We start from the raw sequence: 18623 nt of genomic DNA on the forward strand, positions 1-18623 counted from the left end.
GTTCAGCTCCAGCACTTGGAGCCGCAGAAGTATAAGTGGTCCCACATCCGGGTCGCCCAGGACGACTTTTGGTGTCGCGACAGTGCACCTGCGGCGAGAAAAAAACGACTGTAATCCTGATCGCTTTGCAGGATGTGATCGAGCAGCCAATGCTTGAGGTGCCGCATCAGTCCTTCGTCGATCGGTGCCTGTTCCAGGGCAAGTCGACGCTGCAAGTCCACCATGCTGCGGACGAGCCCCTCATGCTGCCCTTTGTGGCGTTCGTAATCCGGATAGCCGAAGATGCGCATCAGGCCCTCCTCGACGGCGAAATGGATCTTGGTGTACTCGGCCAGCCGGCCGAGCGCATCGAGCTGGCGCTCCCGTTCGAGTCCCCCGACGACGGCGTCCTGCACCTCGTTGATCAGGTCGATCAGGGCTTGATGCTGCGCGTCGATCTCGTCGATCCCGACGCTGAGCGCGGCGGACCACTCCACGAATTGAGTCATCGCTTTTTCCATTAGACGACGGCCTCGTTCGGGCCATCTCGGAGGGGACCGTTTGCACCGGCATTGCAGTCACCCGCAGGCGCAGCGCTACGGACCCAATGGCCGGATCGCCCTCCCTCCTTTTCGAGTAAGCGTACATCCTCGATACTCATGCCCCGATCCACCGCCTTGCACATGTCGTAAATGGTCAAGAGGCTGATCTGCACCGCACAGAGCGCCTCCATCTCGACTCCGGTCGAGCCCTTGGTCTCGACCGTGGCCGAACAATAGACGGTCGAGGTCTCGACGCGCGGCTCCAGCTCGACAGCGACCCGAGTCAAACTCAGCGGATGACACAAGGGCACCAGATCGGCGGTGCGCTTGGCACCCATGATCCCGGCGATCCGCGCGATCCCGAGCACATCGCCCTTGTGGTGCTCGCCGCCGAGGATCAGCGCAAGGGTCGATGCCTCCATCCGGATACTCCCCTCTGCGACGGCCCGACGTTTGGTGACTTCCTTGTCTCCCACATCCACCATATGGGCCGCACCCTTCTTGTCGAAATGTGTGAACGGCATCTACGATCCGCGGAGTGGAAGGTCTTAAGGAGTCGGCGAGGGCGCCGACATGGCGAGACAACAAGAGCCTCGGGGAAGGATCCGACCGAGACGCCATGTCGCTCGCTCGCCCCGAGAAAGGGCAAGCGACGGGGTCATCAGAATGCCGGCTTCTCCGGTGCCTCTTCGAACATCTTCACGCTGTTCATGATCTCTTCGCGTGCGTCTTCGCGGCCGCCCCAGCCCATGACGCGGACCCACTTTCCTTCATCCAGGTCCTTGTAATGCTCGAAGAAGTGGGAGATCTGATCGAGCAGATGGGCAGGCATGTCGCGGAAACTCTCGATCTCACGGTAGCCCTTGAAGAGCTTGTCGATCGGTAGCGCCAGGATCTTGGCATCATCCCCGGATTCGTCCGTCATCTTGAGCACACCGATCGGACGGCACTTGATGACGGATCCCGAGATCAGCGGATAAGGTGTCACCACGATCACGTCGACCGGGTCGCCATCCGCGGACAAGGTGTTCGGCACATAGCCGTAGTTGCAGGGATAGTGCATTGCCGTGGACATGAAGCGATCGACGAACATGGCGCCGGTCGCCTTGTCCATCTCGTATTTTACCGGTTCGGCATGCGACGGTATCTCGATGATAACGTTGATTTCACTCGGGATATTATCGCCGCGTGGGACGCGCTTCGGATCCATGGGTCAGCCTCTGTGGTTCGGATGGAATTGCCGAGACGCGACCGAATCGCCGATGCACGGCGAGTCGCGTTGGCGGGATCAGGTCGAATACGCCCGATTGTAGCCCATCCGGTACCGGGAAATCCCAATGATCGCGCGCGGACTGAACCGCGGCCGGCGCCGCGCCCGAGATCGTCGCGGCAGGAAGCCGGGGGCTGATTCGCCCCCGGGCCTTCTCAGATCTCGAATGCCGGCAACCGCTTCTCGACCGCGACGTTCTTGAGCGTGACGTACTTGGGCAGCCCCTTCTCGAATGGCGGATAGTCCTCGCCTTGGATCAGCGGGATCAGGTACTCCTTGCAGACCGGCGTGATCCCGAAACCGTCTTCCGAGATGAATTCGCGGGGCATGAACTTCTCGACGTTGGCGACCTCGGACAGGGGCGCCTCACCGACCTCCCAGCGGTAGGGATCCTGGCTGACCCGCTTGATGGTCGGCATGATGGCGTTGTGCCCCTCGAGGGCGAACTGAACGGCGGCCCGTCCCATCGCGTAGGCCTGCTCGACGTCGGTCTTGGAGGCCAGATGACGGGCCGCGCGCTGGAGATAATCGGCCACCGCCCAATGGAATTTATAGCCGGTGGCATCCTTGATCATATTGGCCACGACCGGCGCCGCTCCGCCCAGCTGCGCATGGCCGAAGGCATCGCGCGTGCCCTGCTCGGCGAGAAAACGTCCGTCGGGATACTTCGCGCCCTCGGAGACGACGATCGTGCAATAGCCGTGCTGCTCGACCTTCTGCTTGACCGCAGCGAGGAAGCGCTCCTGGTCGAACTCGATCTCCGGAAAGAGGATGATCACAGGGATGTCGTGGTCTTCGACCAATCCACCTGCTGCGGCGATCCAGCCCGCATGCCGACCCATGACCTCGAGCACGAAGATCTTGGTCGAGGTCTTCGCCATCGAGCGCACGTCGAACGAGGCCTCCAGGGTCGAGGTGGCGATGTATTTGGCGACCGATCCGAAGCCCGGGCAGTTGTCGGTGATCGGCAGATCGTTGTCGACCGTTTTGGGGACATGGACGGCCTGCACCGGGTAACCCATGGTTTCGGAGAGCTGGGAGATCTTGTAGCAGGTGTCGGCGGAGTCGCCGCCGCCGTTGTAGAAGAAATAGCCGATGTCGTGGGCCTTGAAGACCTCGATCAGACGTTCGTACTCGCGCTTATTGGCCTCCAGGCTCTTGAGCTTGTAGCGGCAGGAGCCGAATGCGCCCGAGGGCGTGTAGCGCAGCGCGGCGATCGCCTCGTCGGACTCGCGGCTGGTGTCAATCAGATCTTCGGTCAGGGCCCCGATGATGCCGTTGCGTCCGGCGTAGACCTTGCCGATCCGCACCGAGTGAAGACGCGCGGTCTCGATCACGCCGCAAGCCGAGGCGTTGATGACGGCGGTCACGCCGCCGGATTGTGCGTAAAACGCGTTCTTGGCTGTCATGTCTGTCCCCTTGTTTTTAGGATGCTTGTCGTTAGGTGCCGGCGCTTGTGCGACGATGCGGTCAGTGGGTGTCCGCTTTGTGCTCAGTGCTTGCGGCCAGGTAGGTCCCCGCGCTGCCCCGCGACGGCACACTCGGGCTAAGCCGTGTCACCGGCAACACGCGGGCCTTGTTGGTTGCGCAGCGCCGTGCGATCGTGGAGATCGTGCCCGGCGCGGCTTCGAATTAAGAATAACACCGATAACTGAAGTCAAGTCATTCGAACCGCTTCCGAGTGTTGCGAATCCGAGAGACTGGATGGCTAAATGCCTGTCGTTCGAACCTGGTCTAAACCGCGTCCAGAGCGAGATGCTGAATTTCGAGTGAACTCGACGTTTGATGCCCCCATGTCCCTTTGCGCGATACGGATTAAGCTTTTTATTTCTCAATACATTAAACCGCGCGGACTCCAGCGGCCGTCAAGTTTGCCAGGGCCAATCCCATCCAAAAGCATCGCATACCGCGCTGGGCGCGGTTTAAATCGGACGCGCCAGCGGCGGCAGGTCGCTCCCTAGACCGAGCGCACGCTCCATGAAGAGCGCCTTGATGGGGCCGATTCGGTCGGTCAAGGTCAATCCCAGGCTGCGTGCCGCAGCCAAAGGCGGGACGTCGTTGCTGAAGGTGCGCTTGATCAGGTCCATGGCGGCGAGCATGGCGGTGTTGTCGCCGCGACGCGCCCGCTCGTAATGGCGCAGCGCCCACAGACCGGCGATGTCGCGTCCCCGTTCCAGCGCGAGATCGATCGCCGCGGCCAGCTCGGCGGCGTCGAGGAACCCCAGGTTCACGCCCTGTCCGGCGAGCGGATGGACCGCATGGGCGGCATCGCCGACCAGGGCCAACCCGGGCAGGACGTACTGCTTGGCATGCTGGAGCCGCAGCGGAAAGGCTGCGCGCGGGCCCTCGACGACGAGCGCACCGAGCCGCGCCTCGGAGGCATCCGTCAGGGCGGCCGAGAAGGCGGCATCGCCCATCGCCAGCAACTCGGCGGCACGCTCTTCGGTGGCGGACCACACGATCGAGCAGCGCCCGTCCGCCAGCGGCAGCAATGCCAGCGGTCCGGTCGGCAGGAAGCGCTGCCAAGCGGTCTCTTGGTGCCATTCCTGCGGTCGGACGTTGGCTACGATCGCCCGCTGGTCGTAGTCCCGGCCTTCGGTCTCGATGCCCGAGAGCTCGCGCACCAGGGAATCACGCCCGTCCGCGGCGACCAGCAGGCGACCCGCAATGACCTGCCCGTCACCGAGCACCACCCGCGACTCGGTCTCCGTGCGTTCGATCTCGACGATGGATGCGGGGCAGACGAGCCGGATGTCGGGTGAGGACTCGAGCGTCTCCCACAGCGCGAGCTGGATGACGCGGTTCTCGACGATGTGTCCGAGATCGGGTTCGCCGAGCGATTGGGCATCGAAATGGATGCTCCCGCCGCCGAGTGCATCCCAGACACACATCTTGCGATAGGGGTTGGCGCCGAGGGCCGCGATGCGCTCCCACGCGCCGAGGCGCGCGAGGATCCGCTGACTGGCCCGACTCAAGGCCGAGACACGCAAGTCGATCTCGCCCGCGGGCCAATCGCGCCGCGGTTCGCGGGTCTCGATGACCGCGATCTGCAGGCCTTTGCCGGAACAGGCGCGGGCGAGCGCGGCCCCCACCATTCCGCCACCGACCACGACGAGATCGAACGCAGACCCCTCGGACGCAGTCGCTTCCGGCTCGATCGGCGACAGTAAATCAGCTTCGGGCATCGGCCTTCTCCAAAGGAACCCCGCAGGCGAGGCGAGGCAGGCGCCCGCCCACGCCCATGAAGCGCTGCGCTACGCGGTGGCGCGCCGGGGGGATGAGATCCAGACCCAACATGGCCGCGTTGCGGGCGAGCCGCAGCGGCGTCCACGGGTTGACGAAGACGCGGGCGAGCAGATCGGTCAGTCGTGCGGTGCTCGGCTGATCCGATCCACGCCAGTTGCGATAGTCCGAGAGGGCGGCCGGACCGCCGAGGTCGGCGCCGGCGCGAGCGCTCTGGGCGATGACCTCGGCAAGCGCAGCGACATCGCGCAGACCCAGATTGAAGCCTTGGCCCGCGACGGGATGGAGGGTATGTGCCGCATTGCCGATGAGCACGACACGCGGTTGCACCGGGTTGCGCGTGAGCACCAGCTTCAGGGGGTAGGCGCGACGTGGACTCACCTGCTGAAAACGCCCGAGTCGGTAGCCGAATCGGGCCTGCAGGCGCTCGAGAAAGGCGTCGTCCGAAAGCGCGAGCAGTGCGCTCGTCTCCTCGCCGCGACAGGTCCAGACCACCGAGTAGCGGCCGCCCGTCATCGGCAGAAGGGCGAGCGGCCCCGTGTCGGTGAAGCGCTCGAAGGCGACGCCGGTGCGGGGGCGATCGGGCGAAACCGTCGTGATGATGGCGTCTTGCGCGTAGCGCTCGTCGCGGGTCTCGAGGTCGAGTCGTTGGCGCACCGCCGAGTCGCCGCCGTCGGCCGCGACCAGTAGGGGGGTGGTCAGACGCAGGTGCTCGTCGCCGTGCTGCACCTCGATATCGACCCGGTCGGCCGCGACGCGATACTCCGAGAGCCGCGCAGGACAGAGCAGCTCCACATCGGGAGACAGCGCGAGCGCGGAGCGAATGGCCGCCCCCATCACGCGCGCCGGAGCGACATAGCCGAGGGCTTCCACACCGGCATCGCCCGGACCGAGCCGCGTGAACCCGCAATGCCCGCGATCGGAGACATGGACTTGGCGAATCGGCTCTGCCTCCGGGGAGATGTCCGGCCAGACGCCGATCGCTTCGAGGATGCGTCGACTGCCCCAGGACAAGGCAATGACGCGCTCGTCGTAGCTCGGCTGGTGCTCGGCGGAGGCAGGAACCGCCTCCACGACCGCGATCCGCAAACCGCAGCCGGAGAGGGCACACGCCAGACTCCCGCCCACCAAGCCTCCGCCGATAATGACCAGATCGTATTCGTGCATGCTTGCCTTTAAACCGCGCCCGGTGCGGTATGCGGTATGCGTGATGTGTTTGAGTGGTTTGGCCGCAGCAGCTCCGACGATTGTCGGAGCCGGCGCAGTTTAAAGTACTATAAAATATTAAATTCTAAACCGCGTCTCACCGAGATCGTGGACATCTCCAAAGCCAAACGCAAAATGAATATGACGCATGTCGCTCCGGACGCGGTTTAGTTGTCCGCCATGAGGGATTCGATTGCATCGGGTTCCTTTGGTGCCGCAGCAGAGAGGATCTCGTTGCCCGACTCCGTGATCAGCACATCGTCCTCGATGCGGATCCCGATCTGTCGGAAGGGTTCGGGGATCGCATCCGAATCGGCCAGATAGAGTCCCGGTTCCACCGTCAACACCATTCCGGGTTCGAAGGGCCGCCACCCACCTCCTTGTTTATAGCTTCCGACGTCGTGGACATCCATCCCCAGCCAATGTCCGGTGCGGTGCATGTAGTAGGGCTTGTGCGCTTCGTCCTTGAGTAGCTTGGCGAGCTTGCCCTTGAGCACGCCGAGATGGATCAGGCCCTTGGTCAAGACCTTGACCGCTTCGTCGTGCGGCTCGTTCCAGAGATTGCCGGGCCTGGCCTTGGCGATCGCCGCCGTCTGAGCCTCGAGCACCAGCTCGTAGAGCTCGCGCTGGGGCGCACTGAAGCGCCCGTTCACGGGAAAGGTGCGGGTGATGTCGGAGGCATACCCCTCGAGCTCGCATCCGGCATCGATCAGGACGAGATCCCCGTCGCGCAGAGGCGCTCGGTTCTCGACATAATGCAGGGTGCAGGCATTGGCTCCGCCGCCGACGATGGGCGAGTAGGCCTGGTCGCGCGCACCCGAAGCGGCGCAGACGTGGTGGAACTCGGTCTCGAGCCGCGACTCGTTCATGCCGGGCTCGCAGATCTGCATCAGCCGCCGGTGGGCCGCGGCCGAGATCTCCGCGGCTCGGCGCATCTGTTTGATCTCGGACGTGCTCTTGCGCAGCCGCATCTCGTGCAGGACCGACTCGATGGTCACGAAGGTCTCGGGCGCGGAGGCACCGGCGCGGATGTTCGCGCGAACCCGGTTGATCCAGCCCATGACCCGAGCGTCGAGCGCCGCATCGCTGCCGATCGAAAAATACAGCCGCTCGCGACCGTCGATCAGGGTCGGCATGACCGTATCGATCTCGCCCAGCGGATACGCCTGATCGGCCCCGAAATCCGCCGTCGCACCCTCGACACCGGCGCGCCGGCCATCCCACTGCTCGCGCTCCGGATCGCGAGGTCGACAAAACAACACGTACTCGCCGTCTTTGCGTTTCGGCGCAATCACGGCAAAGGCCTCGGGTTCGGCAAAGCCGGTCAGGTAGACGAAGTCGCTATTCTGGCGAAAGGGGTAATGCACATCGCGGTTGCGCACGACCTCGCGCGCGGCCGGAACGATTGCGATGCCGTTCGGGCCGATCGCTTTAGCCAGGGCGCGGCGGCGTCGTTTGTACTCGGCCGCCGTCATGATTCGGGCTGACGAGCGCGCGCGAGGACGCGCTCCAGATAGATCGTCATCGCCGCAACCCGGATGAATTCACTCACTTCGGTCAATGCCTCTTCGTTTTGCTCGTCGTCGTCGAGTCGGTCGAGATCCATTCGGGTCACGTCCGTAAAATCACGCAGAATCTCGTTCGTCTCGGCAGAGGGCTGCGCTGCGGCAGGGTCGAGCGTGCCCCAGGCGTACAGAAACCCGCGAACCCAGTCATAGAGGGCCGTCGCCCGTTCTGCAAGGGGTCGACTGTCGTCGGGCAAGAACAGCGTGAGGCCGAATTCGGACGCCTCGAGCTCCTCGCGTGTCAGTCTTGCCAGCTCCGATAGGGCCTCGCGCCCCCCGTCGATCTGCAGGTCGTCCGCCTCGGGGGCGAGCGAGAGCTGCTGCAACCAAGTAGACTCGGGGTCGGCATCGCCGCCGCACATCAGGCCACAGAGGATGCCATGTGCCTCGCTGGGCGTTGCGCAGAGTGCACCCGCCGCCAAATAACGGGCAAGCCGATCGTCGTCGATATTCGTGGCGACCTCCTCTTGAGAAAACAGGGCGGTGAACGGGGACGAGAGCCGGGAGAGCGAGCGCCCGAACGGCATTCGATAATAACATGCGGTCCCTTGCGATTGACCGCCCTCCGCACGCCTTCTATAGTGCGACGAAATTCAACGGAGTCGTGGACTTTGGCACATTTCGACCTCGACCAATTGGAGCAACAGGTGGAGGCGTTGATCCGCCTCAACCAGCGCCTGCGCGATGAAAACAAATCCCTGCGTTCTCGCCAAGAGAGCCTGGTTGCGGAGCGCGGCGAGCTGATCGAAAAGACCGAGCAAGCACGCAGCCGAGTCGAGGCCATGTTGTCGCGGTTGCGCGCGATGGAGGAGAGTCTGTGAGCGACGAGCCGATTCAGGTCAACATCAGGATCCTCGACAAGGACTACCGCATCGCTTGCGCGCCGCACGAAGAAGACGGGCTGCGCGAATCGGCACGGATGCTCGACGGCAAGATGCGCGAAATCCGCAAAACCGGTCGCGTCATCGGTACCGATCGCATCGCCGTGATGGCGGCCCTGAATATCGCCCACGATCTGTTTCAGCTTCAGAAAGCCCGCGGTGTCGATAGCGGCGAGCTTGACCCGCGGCTCGCGCTCCTGCAGGAGCGAGTCGCGCAAGCGCTGGCAGGCGAACAGGCGCTGGACGCGTCAGGCGAAAGGGTATAGCCTTCTGTCTCAGACATCCCCTGCAGTGTCCGATCGTGGCCTGGGTATTTTCTTGAGCCTAATCGCTGCCCTGGGGACATAGAAGCGAGGCCGTTGTGCATGTCCGTCTTCGAGCGGGTAGCCTGAAGCCGAGCCGAGTGTTCCCACTTGAACCTCTTGGTTCAAGAACAAAAGGCCTGCAACGGCACAGGCGGGGGGTGTCCCTTCCATTCCCGCCATGACCCACCCGAAACATCTTCGCCAAGACTTGCGCGCGAGTCGGCGAGCATTGTGCCGCCAGACCCAGCGTGAGCATGCGCATCTCGTTGCTCGACTGCTTCGTCGCGAACATCGCTACCGACGCGCCCGCCGAATCGCGGCTTATTGGCCGGCCGACGGCGAGCTCGACCCAGGCCCCTTGCTGAACGACGCACGCGAGGGCGGAAAAGCGGTCTATCTTCCGGTCTTGAGCGGAAGCATCGGGCACCGATCCAGCATCAAACTTCGCTTTGTGCGTTGGATCATCGGCGAGACGATGCGCTCGAATCGTTTCGGCATCCCCGAACCGACGCGGCGCGGCCGCCACATCCGCCCGGCTCGCCATCTCGACCTGATCCTGGTTCCGCTGGTGGGATTCGACAGCGCCTGCAATCGTATCGGCATGGGCGGCGGCTACTACGACCGCACCCTGGCCTATCTGAAGCCCCCGCGATCCTGGCGACGGCCCCGACTGATCGGTTTGGCCCATGAGTGCCAGCGCATCGAGAGGATCGAGCCTCACCCCTGGGATGTCCCGCTCGACGCCGTCGTGACCGAACGGCGAATCTATTTTAAATCGCGTTTAAATCGCGACCCGAGCGATAAATCGGGTGTGGAGATCCGCTCGGTTTCTTCTTGAGCCTGCCCCCTTTGCGCGGCGCGATTTAAAGTGAGTTCAGGAAGCAGGAGGTTGGGCACGCTGCGCTTTGCCCAACCGACGGGTATCGCCATTTCCGGGTAACCCCTTAAACCGCGCCCGGTGCAGTGTGCGTAATGAGTTGGAGTGAATTGGCCGCGCCAGCTCCGACCACCGTCGGAGCTGGCGCGGTTTAGATGGCCTTTTCATCATCTAAACCGCGCCCCGCCGAGTCCGTTGTTCGCGAAGATGCAGTGCTCATGCCGTAACCTCGCACATCACTCCGAGCGCGGTTTAGATCCGGCAAACAGCCGATAGGCCGGATTCTCGGTCTCTTCCCAGTACTGATAACCCAGGGTATCGAGCGCCTCGCGGAAGGCATCCGTTTCGTGCGGCGGAATCTGCGCGCCCATCAGGACCCGTCCGTAGGCAGCGCCGTGGTTGCGGTAGTGAAACAGGGTGATGTTCCAACGCTTCCCGAGGGCCGAGAGAAAATCCAGCAGCGCGCCCGGGCGCTCCGGAAACTCGAACCGCACCAGCGTTTCGCTCTCGATCCCTTCGGCGTGCCCGCCCACCATGTATCGGATGTGCAGCTTCGCCGTCTCGTTCTCGGTCATGTCGAGCACGCCGAAGCCTTTCTCCACGAGGCGGCCGATCAGCTCGGCGCGTTCCTCGTCGGCGCGCGCTAGCTCGACACCGACGAAGACCTGCGCCCGTACCGCATCCGAATAGCGATAGTTGAACTCGGTGATCTGGCGCCGCCCGATCACGCGGCAGAAGGCCAGAAAGCTGCCGGGACGCTCGGGGATCTCGACGGCAAGCAGGGCTTCACGCCGCTCGCCGAGCTCGGCCCGCTCGGCGATATGACGCAGTCGATCGAAGTTGACGTTGGCGCCGCTCTCGATCGCAATCAGATGCTCGCCCTTGATCTTGTGTGTCTCGACATACCGCTTCATGCCGGCAACCGCAAGCGCACCGGCCGGCTCGGCGATCCCGCGGGTGTCGTCGAAGATGTCTTTGACCGCGGCGCAGATCTCGTCGGTGCTTACGAGAACCACCTCGTCGACACGCTCTCGGGCGACGCGAAAGGTCTCCTCGCCGATGAGCTTCACGGCCACGCCGTCGGCGAACAGTCCGACCTGGGCAAGCTCCACGCGCCGCCCCGCGGCGAGCGCCGCGTGCAGCGTGGGCGCATCCTGCGGCTCCACGCCGATGATGCGCACCTCCGGCATCAGCCATTTGACGTAGGCCGCCACGCCCGCGATCAGTCCGCCGCCGCCCACCGGGACGAAGATCGCGTAGGGCGGGACCGGATGCTGGCGCAGGATCTCCATCCCGATCGTCCCCTGACCGGCAATGACGTCGGGGTCATCGAAGGGGTGCAGGAAGGTCAGTCCTTTCTCCTCGACCAAGGTCATCGCATGGGCAAAGGCCTCGTCGTAGGAGTCTCCATGCAGAACGGCCTTGCCGCCGAGACGACGCACCGCGCGTACCTTGATGGCCGGCGTTGTCCGCGGCATGACGATGGTGGCCGGCACCCCCAGCTTGGCTGCACCGAGCGCAACCCCTTGTGCGTGATTGCCTGCACTGGCCGCGATTACGCCGCGCGCGCGCACCTCCGGATCCAGATGGATCAGCTTGTTGTACGCCCCGCGCAGCTTGAACGAGAACACGGGCTGCAAGTCCTCGCGCTTGAGAAAGACCGCGTTGTCGAGCCGCGCGGAGAGCTGCGGCGCGTGAGTGAGGGGTGTCTCGTGCGCGACATCGTAGACGCGAGCACGCAGGATCCGTTCGATATAGGCGTCGGGCATCTAAACCGCGTCCGGAGTGATATGCATTGTTCTTGGATTGGAGTCGTGTTGAGTGAATACAGGAGCGTCGGAGCCGACGCGGTTTAGAACTTCAAGAATACGAACCTTTATACCGTATCTCCACCGAGGGCCGGAGGGACACTCGGCATTGGACGCACTCGAAACGAAGCATCTCACTCTCAGCGCGGTGTCACGCCGGACGGATCTGTGGGGTTTCTGGGCTCTGGTATGATACTGCCGGAGCGGCAAAAGGGCAGGTTTTACCGATCCGCGCAAGGCACAACCAACGGTCGGCGCTGAGCCGACGGCGGCTGGAAGCTAAACCGCGTCCAGCGCGAGATGCTCGTTTGCGAGCGTGTTCGACGATCGCTGCATCTACGGCCCTTAACGGGGACGCGGTTTGAAATAGTAAATTTTTTAATCTCTTAAACCGCGCCGACTCCGGCGGCCGTCAAGCCTGCCGGGACCGATCCCATCCAAATACATCGCACGCCGCTCCGAGCGCGGTTTAACGCCTCACACTAGACCAACACACCGGAGTACACATGAACACACAAGACGCCATGAAAAAACAGGCCGCCGAGGCTGCACTTGCCTATGTCGAGGACGGCATTATCGGGGTCGGTACGGGCTCGACCGTGAATCACTTCATCGATGCGCTCGCCGGCATCAAGGGGCGCATCGAGGGTGCTGTGTCCAGCTCGGTCGCCTCGACCGAACGACTCAAGGGGCACGGGATCCCGGTCTACGACCTCAACGCCGTCGGCGAGCTCTCGCTCTATGTCGACGGGGCGGACGAGTCCAACGCGCAGCTCCAGTTGATCAAGGGCGGCGGCGGTGCGCTCACCCGCGAAAAGATCGTCGCTGCGGCGAGCCGGCAGTTCGTCTGTATTGCCGACGAGAGCAAGCTGGTCAGAGTCCTGGGTGCCTTCCCGCTGCCTGTCGAGGTGATTCCGATGGCGCGCAGCTATGTTGCGCGTGAGCTGGTCCAACTGGGCGGTACCCCGGTCTGGCGCGACGGTTTCGTGACCGACAACGGCAACCTGATCCTGGACGTGCAGCATCTGGAGATCATGGAGCCCGCCAAACTGGAACAAACCATCAACAATATCGCGGGCGTGGTCACCGTCGGGATCTTTGCCCTGCGTCCGGCCGATGTGTTGATTTTGGGAACCCCGGGCGGGCCCAAGACGCTGCGGGCCTAACTAAACCGCGTCCGGAGCGGCGTGAGTCGTTCTTGGATTGGAGCTGCCTCGGTCGGAACCTGGAAACTCCGAGCTGACGCGGTTTAGGATTCTGAAAGAGAACTTTATCTCGGAGTCAACAAGAGGAGAGGCGACCGCGATGGCGCGCCAACGAAATCTGAAGTCGGCTCATGAACCCGAAGCGCCCGTATACGGGGAGGACCTCGTCGCTTGGGCGTTCGCGAATGCGCGCTTGTTGAGGGAAAGACGTTTCGACAGCCTGGACGTGGAGAACATCGCCGAGGAGCTGGAGGATATGGGAAGGAGTGAAAAACGTGCACTTGCGAGCCATCTGCGCGTCTTGCTCCTGCACCTCCTGACATGGCAAGAGCAACCGGCCAGACGCGGCCCTTCATGGCGGCGCTCGATCCGGAACGCCCGTCAAGAGATCGAAGACATCCTCGCGGAGAGCCCGAGTCTTGCGCAGCGAATCCCCGAGATGATCGAGCAGGCGTACCCCAAGGCGTTGGAATCGGCGATCGACGAGACCGGCTTGCCTTCGAGCAGCTTTCCGCCTCGATGCCTCTTTCGACAGGATGAGCTTCTGAGCTCGGCCTTCTGGCCCTAAACCGCGTCCAGAGCGACATGCGTCGTTTTTAGTGTGCGTTTGGCTTCGGAGATGTCCTCGCTCTCGGTGAGACGCGGTTTAGAATTTGATATTTTTTAATAGCTTGAACCGCGCCAGCTCCGACGGTCGTCGGAGCTGGCGCGGTTCAAGCCACAAAAAAACGGGGCCCGAAGGCCCCGTCGTGCGTTCCATGCCAAGCCGATATCGGCTTAGAAGCTGTGCATCATACCCAGCGAGAAGCCGTCCCACTGCGCGCCGTTGATCACGTCCGCGTCGTCGCTGTCGACCTGCGTGTACAGCACGTAGGCCTTGGTCCGCTTGCTGAAGTTGTGATCGAAGCCGATCGCCCAGGTGTAATAATCGCCTTCAAGCGAATTCTTGAAGGTATCGACGTTGTCGAAGCTCGCTTCGAAGTCGTTGTCGTTGTTGCCGCTGCCGTACATGGCCTTGACCATGTTGTTGCCGAAGGCGTAGCCGGCTTGGACCTGCCACAGCTCCTTCTGCTCCGGAACAGGAAAACCGACGCCGCCATTCTGAGCCCACAATTGGCCGGCCGGGAGGTTGTCCTGATTCTCGTAGATGGCGGTCAACGTGAAGCCGTTCCAGTCGAGCAAGCCCAGACCGATACGCCACTTGCTGAAATCGTCGCCGACGAAGTTCGGGTTGGCGATCGGGTCACCCGTGACCGGATCGATGGCGATCGGGTCGCCGAGCAGGACCGTGGTGGAGTCCATATAGAGGTCGTTGCCCAACGCCTCGTAAGCGGCCGAGAGATAGAACGGGCCGTTGCTGTAGATACCGGCAATCGAGTAGCCTTCAGCGATGCTGTCGGCGAAGATATTTCCGTTCGACGAGATGACGGTCGAGCCGCCGCCCGCATGCACCGCACCCATCAGCTGGAAGCCTGCGAGGCTCGGGCTGATATAGGCAATCGCGTTATCCACACGCAGATCCTGGAAGCCGACAGTGCCGTTGTAGTCGGCCATGGTGTCGGAGAAGAGGTCCAGCTTGGCGGTGGAGATCTTCAGCGGGGTATCGTGACGGCCGACCAGGAAGGTACCCCAGTCGCCGGCCAGACCCAGGAAGCTGTTACGCATGGTCGGCGAGTTGTTGGCGCCGGTGGCGGCCAGTTGACGCGTCTCTTCGGTCATCTGGATGCCGAACTCGACTTGGTAGATCGCCTTCAGGCCGTTGCCGAGATCCTCGGAGCCCTTGATACCGATGCGGTTGGCGCGACCTTCGCCGGGGATGTAACCGCCGCCGTTCAAGCCCCAGCCCTGGAAGTTTTGATCGCGATCAGGGATCGGGGGGCGGGTCTGGAAACCGGTTTCGGGGTCAATGGTGCCGGGGAACACGGAGCCCTGGGAGATGACGTTGGTCACGTCGGCCCAGTCGATGGACATGTTCAGCTTGCCGTACAGGATAGCTTCGGCCATTGCGGCGCCCGGGGCGACCAGCGCGGCAGCGACCGCGAGGCTAAGGATCTTCTTGTTCATACTCTTCTCCGCTGTTGTGAATTTGTCAGGTAGACTGCAGAAACCGACGCAATCATGCTTTGCGCACTGAACTATAGTGTAAGGCGGAGTGTTTTGCAACAGAGTGGGGCAAAAAAAGACACACATGTTTAAAGTGTTGCTTTTTAGCATCGAAAGGGGTTCGGTTCAGGTCGCTTGTGGCCTGTGTGCAGGTCCAGCCGTTCGGCAAAGTTGCCGTTTTTCCACAACGAACGTCACGTAAATCCTCGATGATCGGCGACCGCCTTGCTTGAGTGTCGCGCCGAAGCGTTCTTGATCCGGCGACCGAAACGGCACAGATGATTCGCCACACCGGATCCTTCCGGAAACCGAGGCACGCCGGGTGCTGGATTGGCGTCGATGATGTCGATGCGACAATGATTGGACGTCGCGCCGGGTGTACAGCGGGGGTCGGTTTCGGGTAATCGACAAGCCGGGGCTGGCGTGGAGGGGGTGGTGACGTGCGGGGTGTGGCTGGGGGACTAGGATTCGAACCTAGGTTGACGGAGTCAGAGTCCGCTGTCCTACCACTAGACGATCCCCCAAAATCGGATCGTGCCGCCGGCATCGGTGACGAATGATGCTCGGCGAACCGGTCGCGGCGTGAGCGTGTGTTCGCTGCGGAACCTGAGGAAGGTGGCTCGGGTGTGCCGAGTCCGCAGCCGGGCGCGACCGAGTTCTTAACGCTTCGAGAACTGAGGACGTTTACGGGCCTTGTGGAGACCGACCTTTTTGCGCTCGACCTCGCGGGCGTCGCGGGTCAGAAACCCGGCGCGCCGCATCGGCGAGCGTAGGTTCTCGTCGAAAAGCACGAGCGCACGGGCGATGCCGTGTCGAATTGCGCCGGCTTGTCCCGTATTTCCACCGCCGACGACGGTGGCCTTGATGTCCACGCGATCGAGCAATCCGGCGGTCTCGAGCGGCTGGCGCACGACCATTCGAGCCGTCTCGCGGCCGAAGAACTGATCAAGTGGGCGATCGTTGACCGTGATGTTTCCCGACCCGAGGGTCAGGAAGATCCGGGCGGCGGACGTCTTGCGTCGACCGATGGCGTGTTGTCTCTCGGACATGCGTCTGATTCCTAAACGTTGAGCTCAAGGACTTGCGGCTGTTGCGCCTGATGACCGTGTTCCGGCCCGGCGTAGACACGCAGCTTCTTGAACATGGCCCGCCCGAGCGGTCCGCGCGGCAGCATCCCCTTCACGGCGATCTCGATGGCGCGCTCGGGTTTGGACTCGAGCAGCTTGGCGAGATTCGTCGACTTGAGATTGCCGACGTAGCCGGTGTGGCGGTAATACATCTTGTCTTCGCGCTTGTTTCCGGTGACCCGGACCTTCTCGGCATTGACGACAACCATATAGTCGCCGGTGTCGACGTGAGGGGTGTACTGCGGCTTGTGCTTGCCACGCAGGCGAAGGGCCAACTCGCTCGCGAGCCGCCCGAGGGTCTTGCCGTCGGCATCGACCAGATACCAGGCTCGGCGGACTTCCGCCGGTTTTGCACTCACAGTCGTCGTCATGTCCTTCGCTCCGGGATGCCGTGCTCGCGTTGTCTCGACATCGACCAATCTGCACGGCATTGTGCCGGTGCGATTCGAGTGCCGAGGCGCGCGCGGGCCGTCGATTTCATTTTCTGTGTCGAGAAAGACCGCGAAGTCTACGTGACGAAATCGTCGCACGCAACCCGAAATTTAAGCCGCGATTCAGGCCGGTAACCTTAAACCGCGCCCGGCGCGGTATGCGACGTTTCTGGATGGGATCGGCCCCGGCAGATTTGACGAGCGTTCGAACCAGCGCGGTTTAAGGCATTAAAAACATAGTATGTTAAAACTCCGTCCCCGCCAGAGACTCTGGATGCACCGGACGTCGAGCTCACTCGAAAATTCAGCATCTCGCTATGAACGCGGTTCAGGGCAGCCGCAGTCGATTTACGACCCGTCCGCCGATGAGGTGCTCTTGGAGGATCTCCTCCAGGTCCTCGCTGTCGACGTAGGTGTACCAGGTGTCCTCTGGATAGACCACGATCACGGGTCCTTCGGCGCAACGGTCGAGACAGCCGGCGGTATTGATGCGCACCCCGCCACGTCCCGTCAGCCCCAGCTCCTTGGTGCGGCGCTTTAGGAAATCCCGCATCGCCGTCGCCCCGCACTGGTTGCAGCATTGGCTGCCGTCCTCGCGCTGGTTGGTGCAGAAGAAGACATGGTAGCGATAGTACGACATCTTAAATGACCTGAATTGAACGCAAGGCGACCGAGGAAGGGTAACATAATCAAGGTCCGCAGCGACCGAGCGCCACGTCCGAGGCAATAGGTTCGCCGGCATGGACGCACCCCGAACGAACCGACCGAGCCAGTGGACGACACCCCGCGATTGAAGACCTCGACTGGAGACCCGCGCAGCCTTTCGCAGACCGGCGCAATCCATGAGCTGCTGCAGCTTGCCGATCAGTGCGTCAAATGCGGGCTGTGCCTGCCCCACTGCCCGACGTTTCAGCAGGCACGCCAAGAGGCGGATTCGCCGCGTGGGCGGATCGCCTTGATCCAGGGATGGGCAGGCGGGGATCTGGCGATGACCGCGACCCTCGCCGGGCATCTCGACGGCTGCCTGGGCTGCCTGAACTGCCAGCGCGTCTGCCCCTCGGAGGTCGCCTACGGGCGTATCCTCGACCAGGCGAATGCACTGCGCACTGCCGCTTCACCGGCACCATGGCGGAACCTCAAGCGGCTCGCGCTCGGCGTCTTGTCCAGCGCCCGGTTGATGGGCCGATTTGCCGTGCTTCCTCGTCTGTACCGTTGTTTCGGTCTGGCCCGAGCGGTGGAGCTGATGCGGTTCGACCGGCTCCCCGCACTGCGGCCGTATCATCGCATGGCGACTGCGATGGGGGCCGTCGCGCGACCGATCGCCCCGCTGAATCTCGAGGGGCCCGAGGGCGCGGACTGCGATCTCTTCCTCGGCTGCATGGGCTCCGCCGCGGAGGGGCGTGCCGTCGAGGCGACCTTGAAGGTCGCGGCTCGACTGAATCTGCGCCTTCGCATCGTTTCGCCCGACACCTGCTGCGGGGCCATGCTCAGACACAACGGATTGCCCGCGCAGGCCGACGCACAGCGCGAGGCTTGCGTACGCATCCATGGCGACCGCCCGCTTGTCGGATTGGCGAGCGCCTGTGTGGCCGAGCTTCGAGGCGATCCGGCGTTGGGCGACACTCGGGAGCTGTGCGCCTTCCTGGATGGGGTCGCGTGGCCCGGGTCCTTGCGGATCCGACCCGATCGGCGTCGCGTCCTGGTCCACGAGCCCTGCTCGCATCGCAATCAGCTCGGCGGAAATGCAGCCGTTTATCGTCTGCTCGGGCGGATCCCCGGTCTCGCGGTCACGCCGATGCCGCCGGGTCAGGGATGCTGCGGTGCCGCCGGGACCTATCTATTCCAGCACCCGGTCATGGCCGAGGCCCTGCTTGCCGACCTGCTGGCACCGGTGCGCCTCGATCCCCCGGACGTGATCGTCACCACCAATCCGGGGTGCGCCCTGCATCTGGCCGCAGGGGTTCGCGAGGCCGGGTTGGAGATCGCGGTCCTGCATCCCGTCGAGTTGATCGCCGCTGCACTCGACCCCGCGCCTTAGAGGCCCTCTGATGGCGCCTGTTGTCGTCATCGACAACAACAAC

At 63.1% G+C, this 18623-nt stretch carries 19 protein-coding genes, 1 tRNA gene and 1 other RNA gene; 7 read left to right on the plus strand and 14 right to left on the minus strand.

The annotated features are described in order from the left end of the window. Positions 1-2 precede the first annotated feature (2 nt). The 8 genes from LT988_RS14070 to LT988_RS14105 all read right to left on the minus strand — a co-directional run bounded on the left by LT988_RS14070 (position 3) and on the right by LT988_RS14105 (position 8332). Complete coding sequence (locus LT988_RS14070; RefSeq protein ID WP_232406195.1) at positions 3-488, minus strand: bacteriohemerythrin; 486 nt, start codon at positions 486-488, stop codon at positions 3-5. Between the two features lie 11 nt (positions 489-499). Further along, on the minus strand, positions 500-1045 hold the full coding sequence (gene moaC, locus LT988_RS14075; RefSeq protein ID WP_232406196.1) for a cyclic pyranopterin monophosphate synthase MoaC: 546 nt from the start codon (positions 1043-1045) through the stop codon (positions 500-502). A 137-nt stretch (positions 1046-1182) separates the two neighbouring features. Further along, positions 1183-1731, minus strand: coding sequence for an inorganic diphosphatase (gene ppa, locus LT988_RS14080; RefSeq protein ID WP_007192285.1), 549 nt, complete (start codon positions 1729-1731; stop codon positions 1183-1185). A 215-nt stretch (positions 1732-1946) separates the two neighbouring features. Further along, positions 1947-3200: a 6-phosphofructokinase gene (locus tag LT988_RS14085; RefSeq protein WP_232406197.1), complete on the minus strand. Its 1254-nt coding sequence runs from the start codon at positions 3198-3200 to the stop codon at positions 1947-1949. A gap of 513 nt (positions 3201-3713) precedes the next feature. Beyond that, positions 3714-4976 carry a UbiH/UbiF/VisC/COQ6 family ubiquinone biosynthesis hydroxylase gene (locus LT988_RS14090; RefSeq protein WP_232406198.1) on the minus strand — a complete coding sequence of 421 codons (1263 nt, stop codon included), beginning with the start codon at positions 4974-4976 and terminating at the stop codon, positions 3714-3716. Continuing rightward, a complete protein-coding gene (gene ubiH, locus LT988_RS14095; RefSeq protein WP_232406199.1) occupies positions 4963-6201 on the minus strand; it encodes a 2-octaprenyl-6-methoxyphenyl hydroxylase in 1239 nt (412 codons plus the stop codon). Before ubiH ends, LT988_RS14090 begins: the two co-directional genes overlap by 14 nt. Before the next feature lie 206 nt (positions 6202-6407). Then, positions 6408-7715 (minus strand): Xaa-Pro aminopeptidase, encoded by a 1308-nt coding sequence (gene pepP, locus LT988_RS14100; RefSeq protein WP_232406200.1) that lies wholly within the window; start codon positions 7713-7715, stop codon positions 6408-6410. Further along, positions 7712-8332, minus strand: coding sequence for a UPF0149 family protein (locus tag LT988_RS14105; protein ID WP_232406201.1), 621 nt, complete (start codon positions 8330-8332; stop codon positions 7712-7714). The genes pepP and LT988_RS14105 overlap by 4 nt, the downstream gene beginning before the upstream one ends. Positions 8333-8416: 84 nt before the next feature. On the opposite strand from LT988_RS14105, the gene LT988_RS14110 reads away from it, so the two are divergent. The 4 genes from LT988_RS14110 to LT988_RS14125 all read left to right on the plus strand — a co-directional run bounded on the left by LT988_RS14110 (position 8417) and on the right by LT988_RS14125 (position 9829). Beyond that, positions 8417-8626 (plus strand): TIGR02449 family protein, encoded by a 210-nt coding sequence (locus LT988_RS14110; RefSeq protein WP_232406202.1) that lies wholly within the window; start codon positions 8417-8419, stop codon positions 8624-8626. Continuing rightward, positions 8623-8952 carry a cell division protein ZapA gene (locus LT988_RS14115; protein ID WP_232406203.1) on the plus strand — a complete coding sequence of 110 codons (330 nt, stop codon included), beginning with the start codon at positions 8623-8625 and terminating at the stop codon, positions 8950-8952. The genes LT988_RS14110 and LT988_RS14115 overlap by 4 nt, the downstream gene beginning before the upstream one ends. 14 nt (positions 8953-8966) lie before the next feature. Then, a non-coding RNA gene (ssrS, locus tag LT988_RS14120) (6S RNA) lies at positions 8967-9153 on the plus strand. Positions 9154-9220: 67 nt separating this feature from the next. Then, entirely contained in the window at positions 9221-9829 is a 609-nt protein-coding gene (locus tag LT988_RS14125) for a 5-formyltetrahydrofolate cyclo-ligase (protein ID WP_232406204.1), read from the plus strand. A 275-nt stretch (positions 9830-10104) separates the two neighbouring features. Here the strand turns inward: LT988_RS14125 and ilvA are convergent, their stop codons facing one another. Further along, positions 10105-11637, minus strand: coding sequence for a threonine ammonia-lyase, biosynthetic (gene ilvA / locus LT988_RS14130; RefSeq protein ID WP_232406205.1), 1533 nt, complete (start codon positions 11635-11637; stop codon positions 10105-10107). Between the two features lie 545 nt (positions 11638-12182). On the opposite strand from ilvA, the gene rpiA reads away from it, so the two are divergent. Then, positions 12183-12842, plus strand: coding sequence for a ribose-5-phosphate isomerase RpiA (gene rpiA / locus LT988_RS14135; protein WP_232406206.1), 660 nt, complete (start codon positions 12183-12185; stop codon positions 12840-12842). Positions 12843-12981: 139 nt separating this feature from the next. After that, positions 12982-13449 carry a DUF29 domain-containing protein gene (locus LT988_RS14140; protein WP_232406207.1) on the plus strand — a complete coding sequence of 156 codons (468 nt, stop codon included), beginning with the start codon at positions 12982-12984 and terminating at the stop codon, positions 13447-13449. A 209-nt stretch (positions 13450-13658) separates the two neighbouring features. Here LT988_RS14140 and LT988_RS14145 read toward each other — a convergent pair whose 3' ends face one another. From LT988_RS14145 to LT988_RS14165, 5 genes are all read right to left on the minus strand, one after another. Beyond that, positions 13659-14945, minus strand: a complete 1287-nt coding sequence (locus LT988_RS14145; protein ID WP_232406208.1) for a porin — start codon at positions 14943-14945, stop codon at positions 13659-13661. A 489-nt stretch (positions 14946-15434) separates the two neighbouring features. Next, a tRNA-Gln gene (locus LT988_RS14150) sits at positions 15435-15508 on the minus strand. Positions 15509-15643: 135 nt separating this feature from the next. Next, on the minus strand, positions 15644-16033 hold the full coding sequence (gene rpsI / locus LT988_RS14155) for a 30S ribosomal protein S9 (RefSeq protein ID WP_120796307.1): 390 nt from the start codon (positions 16031-16033) through the stop codon (positions 15644-15646). 11 nt (positions 16034-16044) lie between these two features. After that, positions 16045-16482, minus strand: a complete 438-nt coding sequence (gene rplM, locus LT988_RS14160) for a 50S ribosomal protein L13 (RefSeq protein ID WP_232406209.1) — start codon at positions 16480-16482, stop codon at positions 16045-16047. Between the two features lie 388 nt (positions 16483-16870). Continuing rightward, positions 16871-17182 carry a (2Fe-2S) ferredoxin domain-containing protein gene (locus LT988_RS14165; RefSeq protein WP_232406210.1) on the minus strand — a complete coding sequence of 104 codons (312 nt, stop codon included), beginning with the start codon at positions 17180-17182 and terminating at the stop codon, positions 16871-16873. Positions 17183-17332: 150 nt separating this feature from the next. On the opposite strand from LT988_RS14165, the gene LT988_RS14170 reads away from it, so the two are divergent. Beyond that, on the plus strand, positions 17333-18580 hold the full coding sequence (locus LT988_RS14170; RefSeq protein ID WP_232406211.1) for a (Fe-S)-binding protein: 1248 nt from the start codon (positions 17333-17335) through the stop codon (positions 18578-18580). Positions 18581-18623 lie beyond the last annotated feature (43 nt).

This window comes from Thiocapsa bogorovii (assembly GCF_021228795.1).
GTDB classification, from domain to species: Bacteria; Pseudomonadota; Gammaproteobacteria; order Chromatiales; family Chromatiaceae; genus Thiocapsa; species Thiocapsa bogorovii.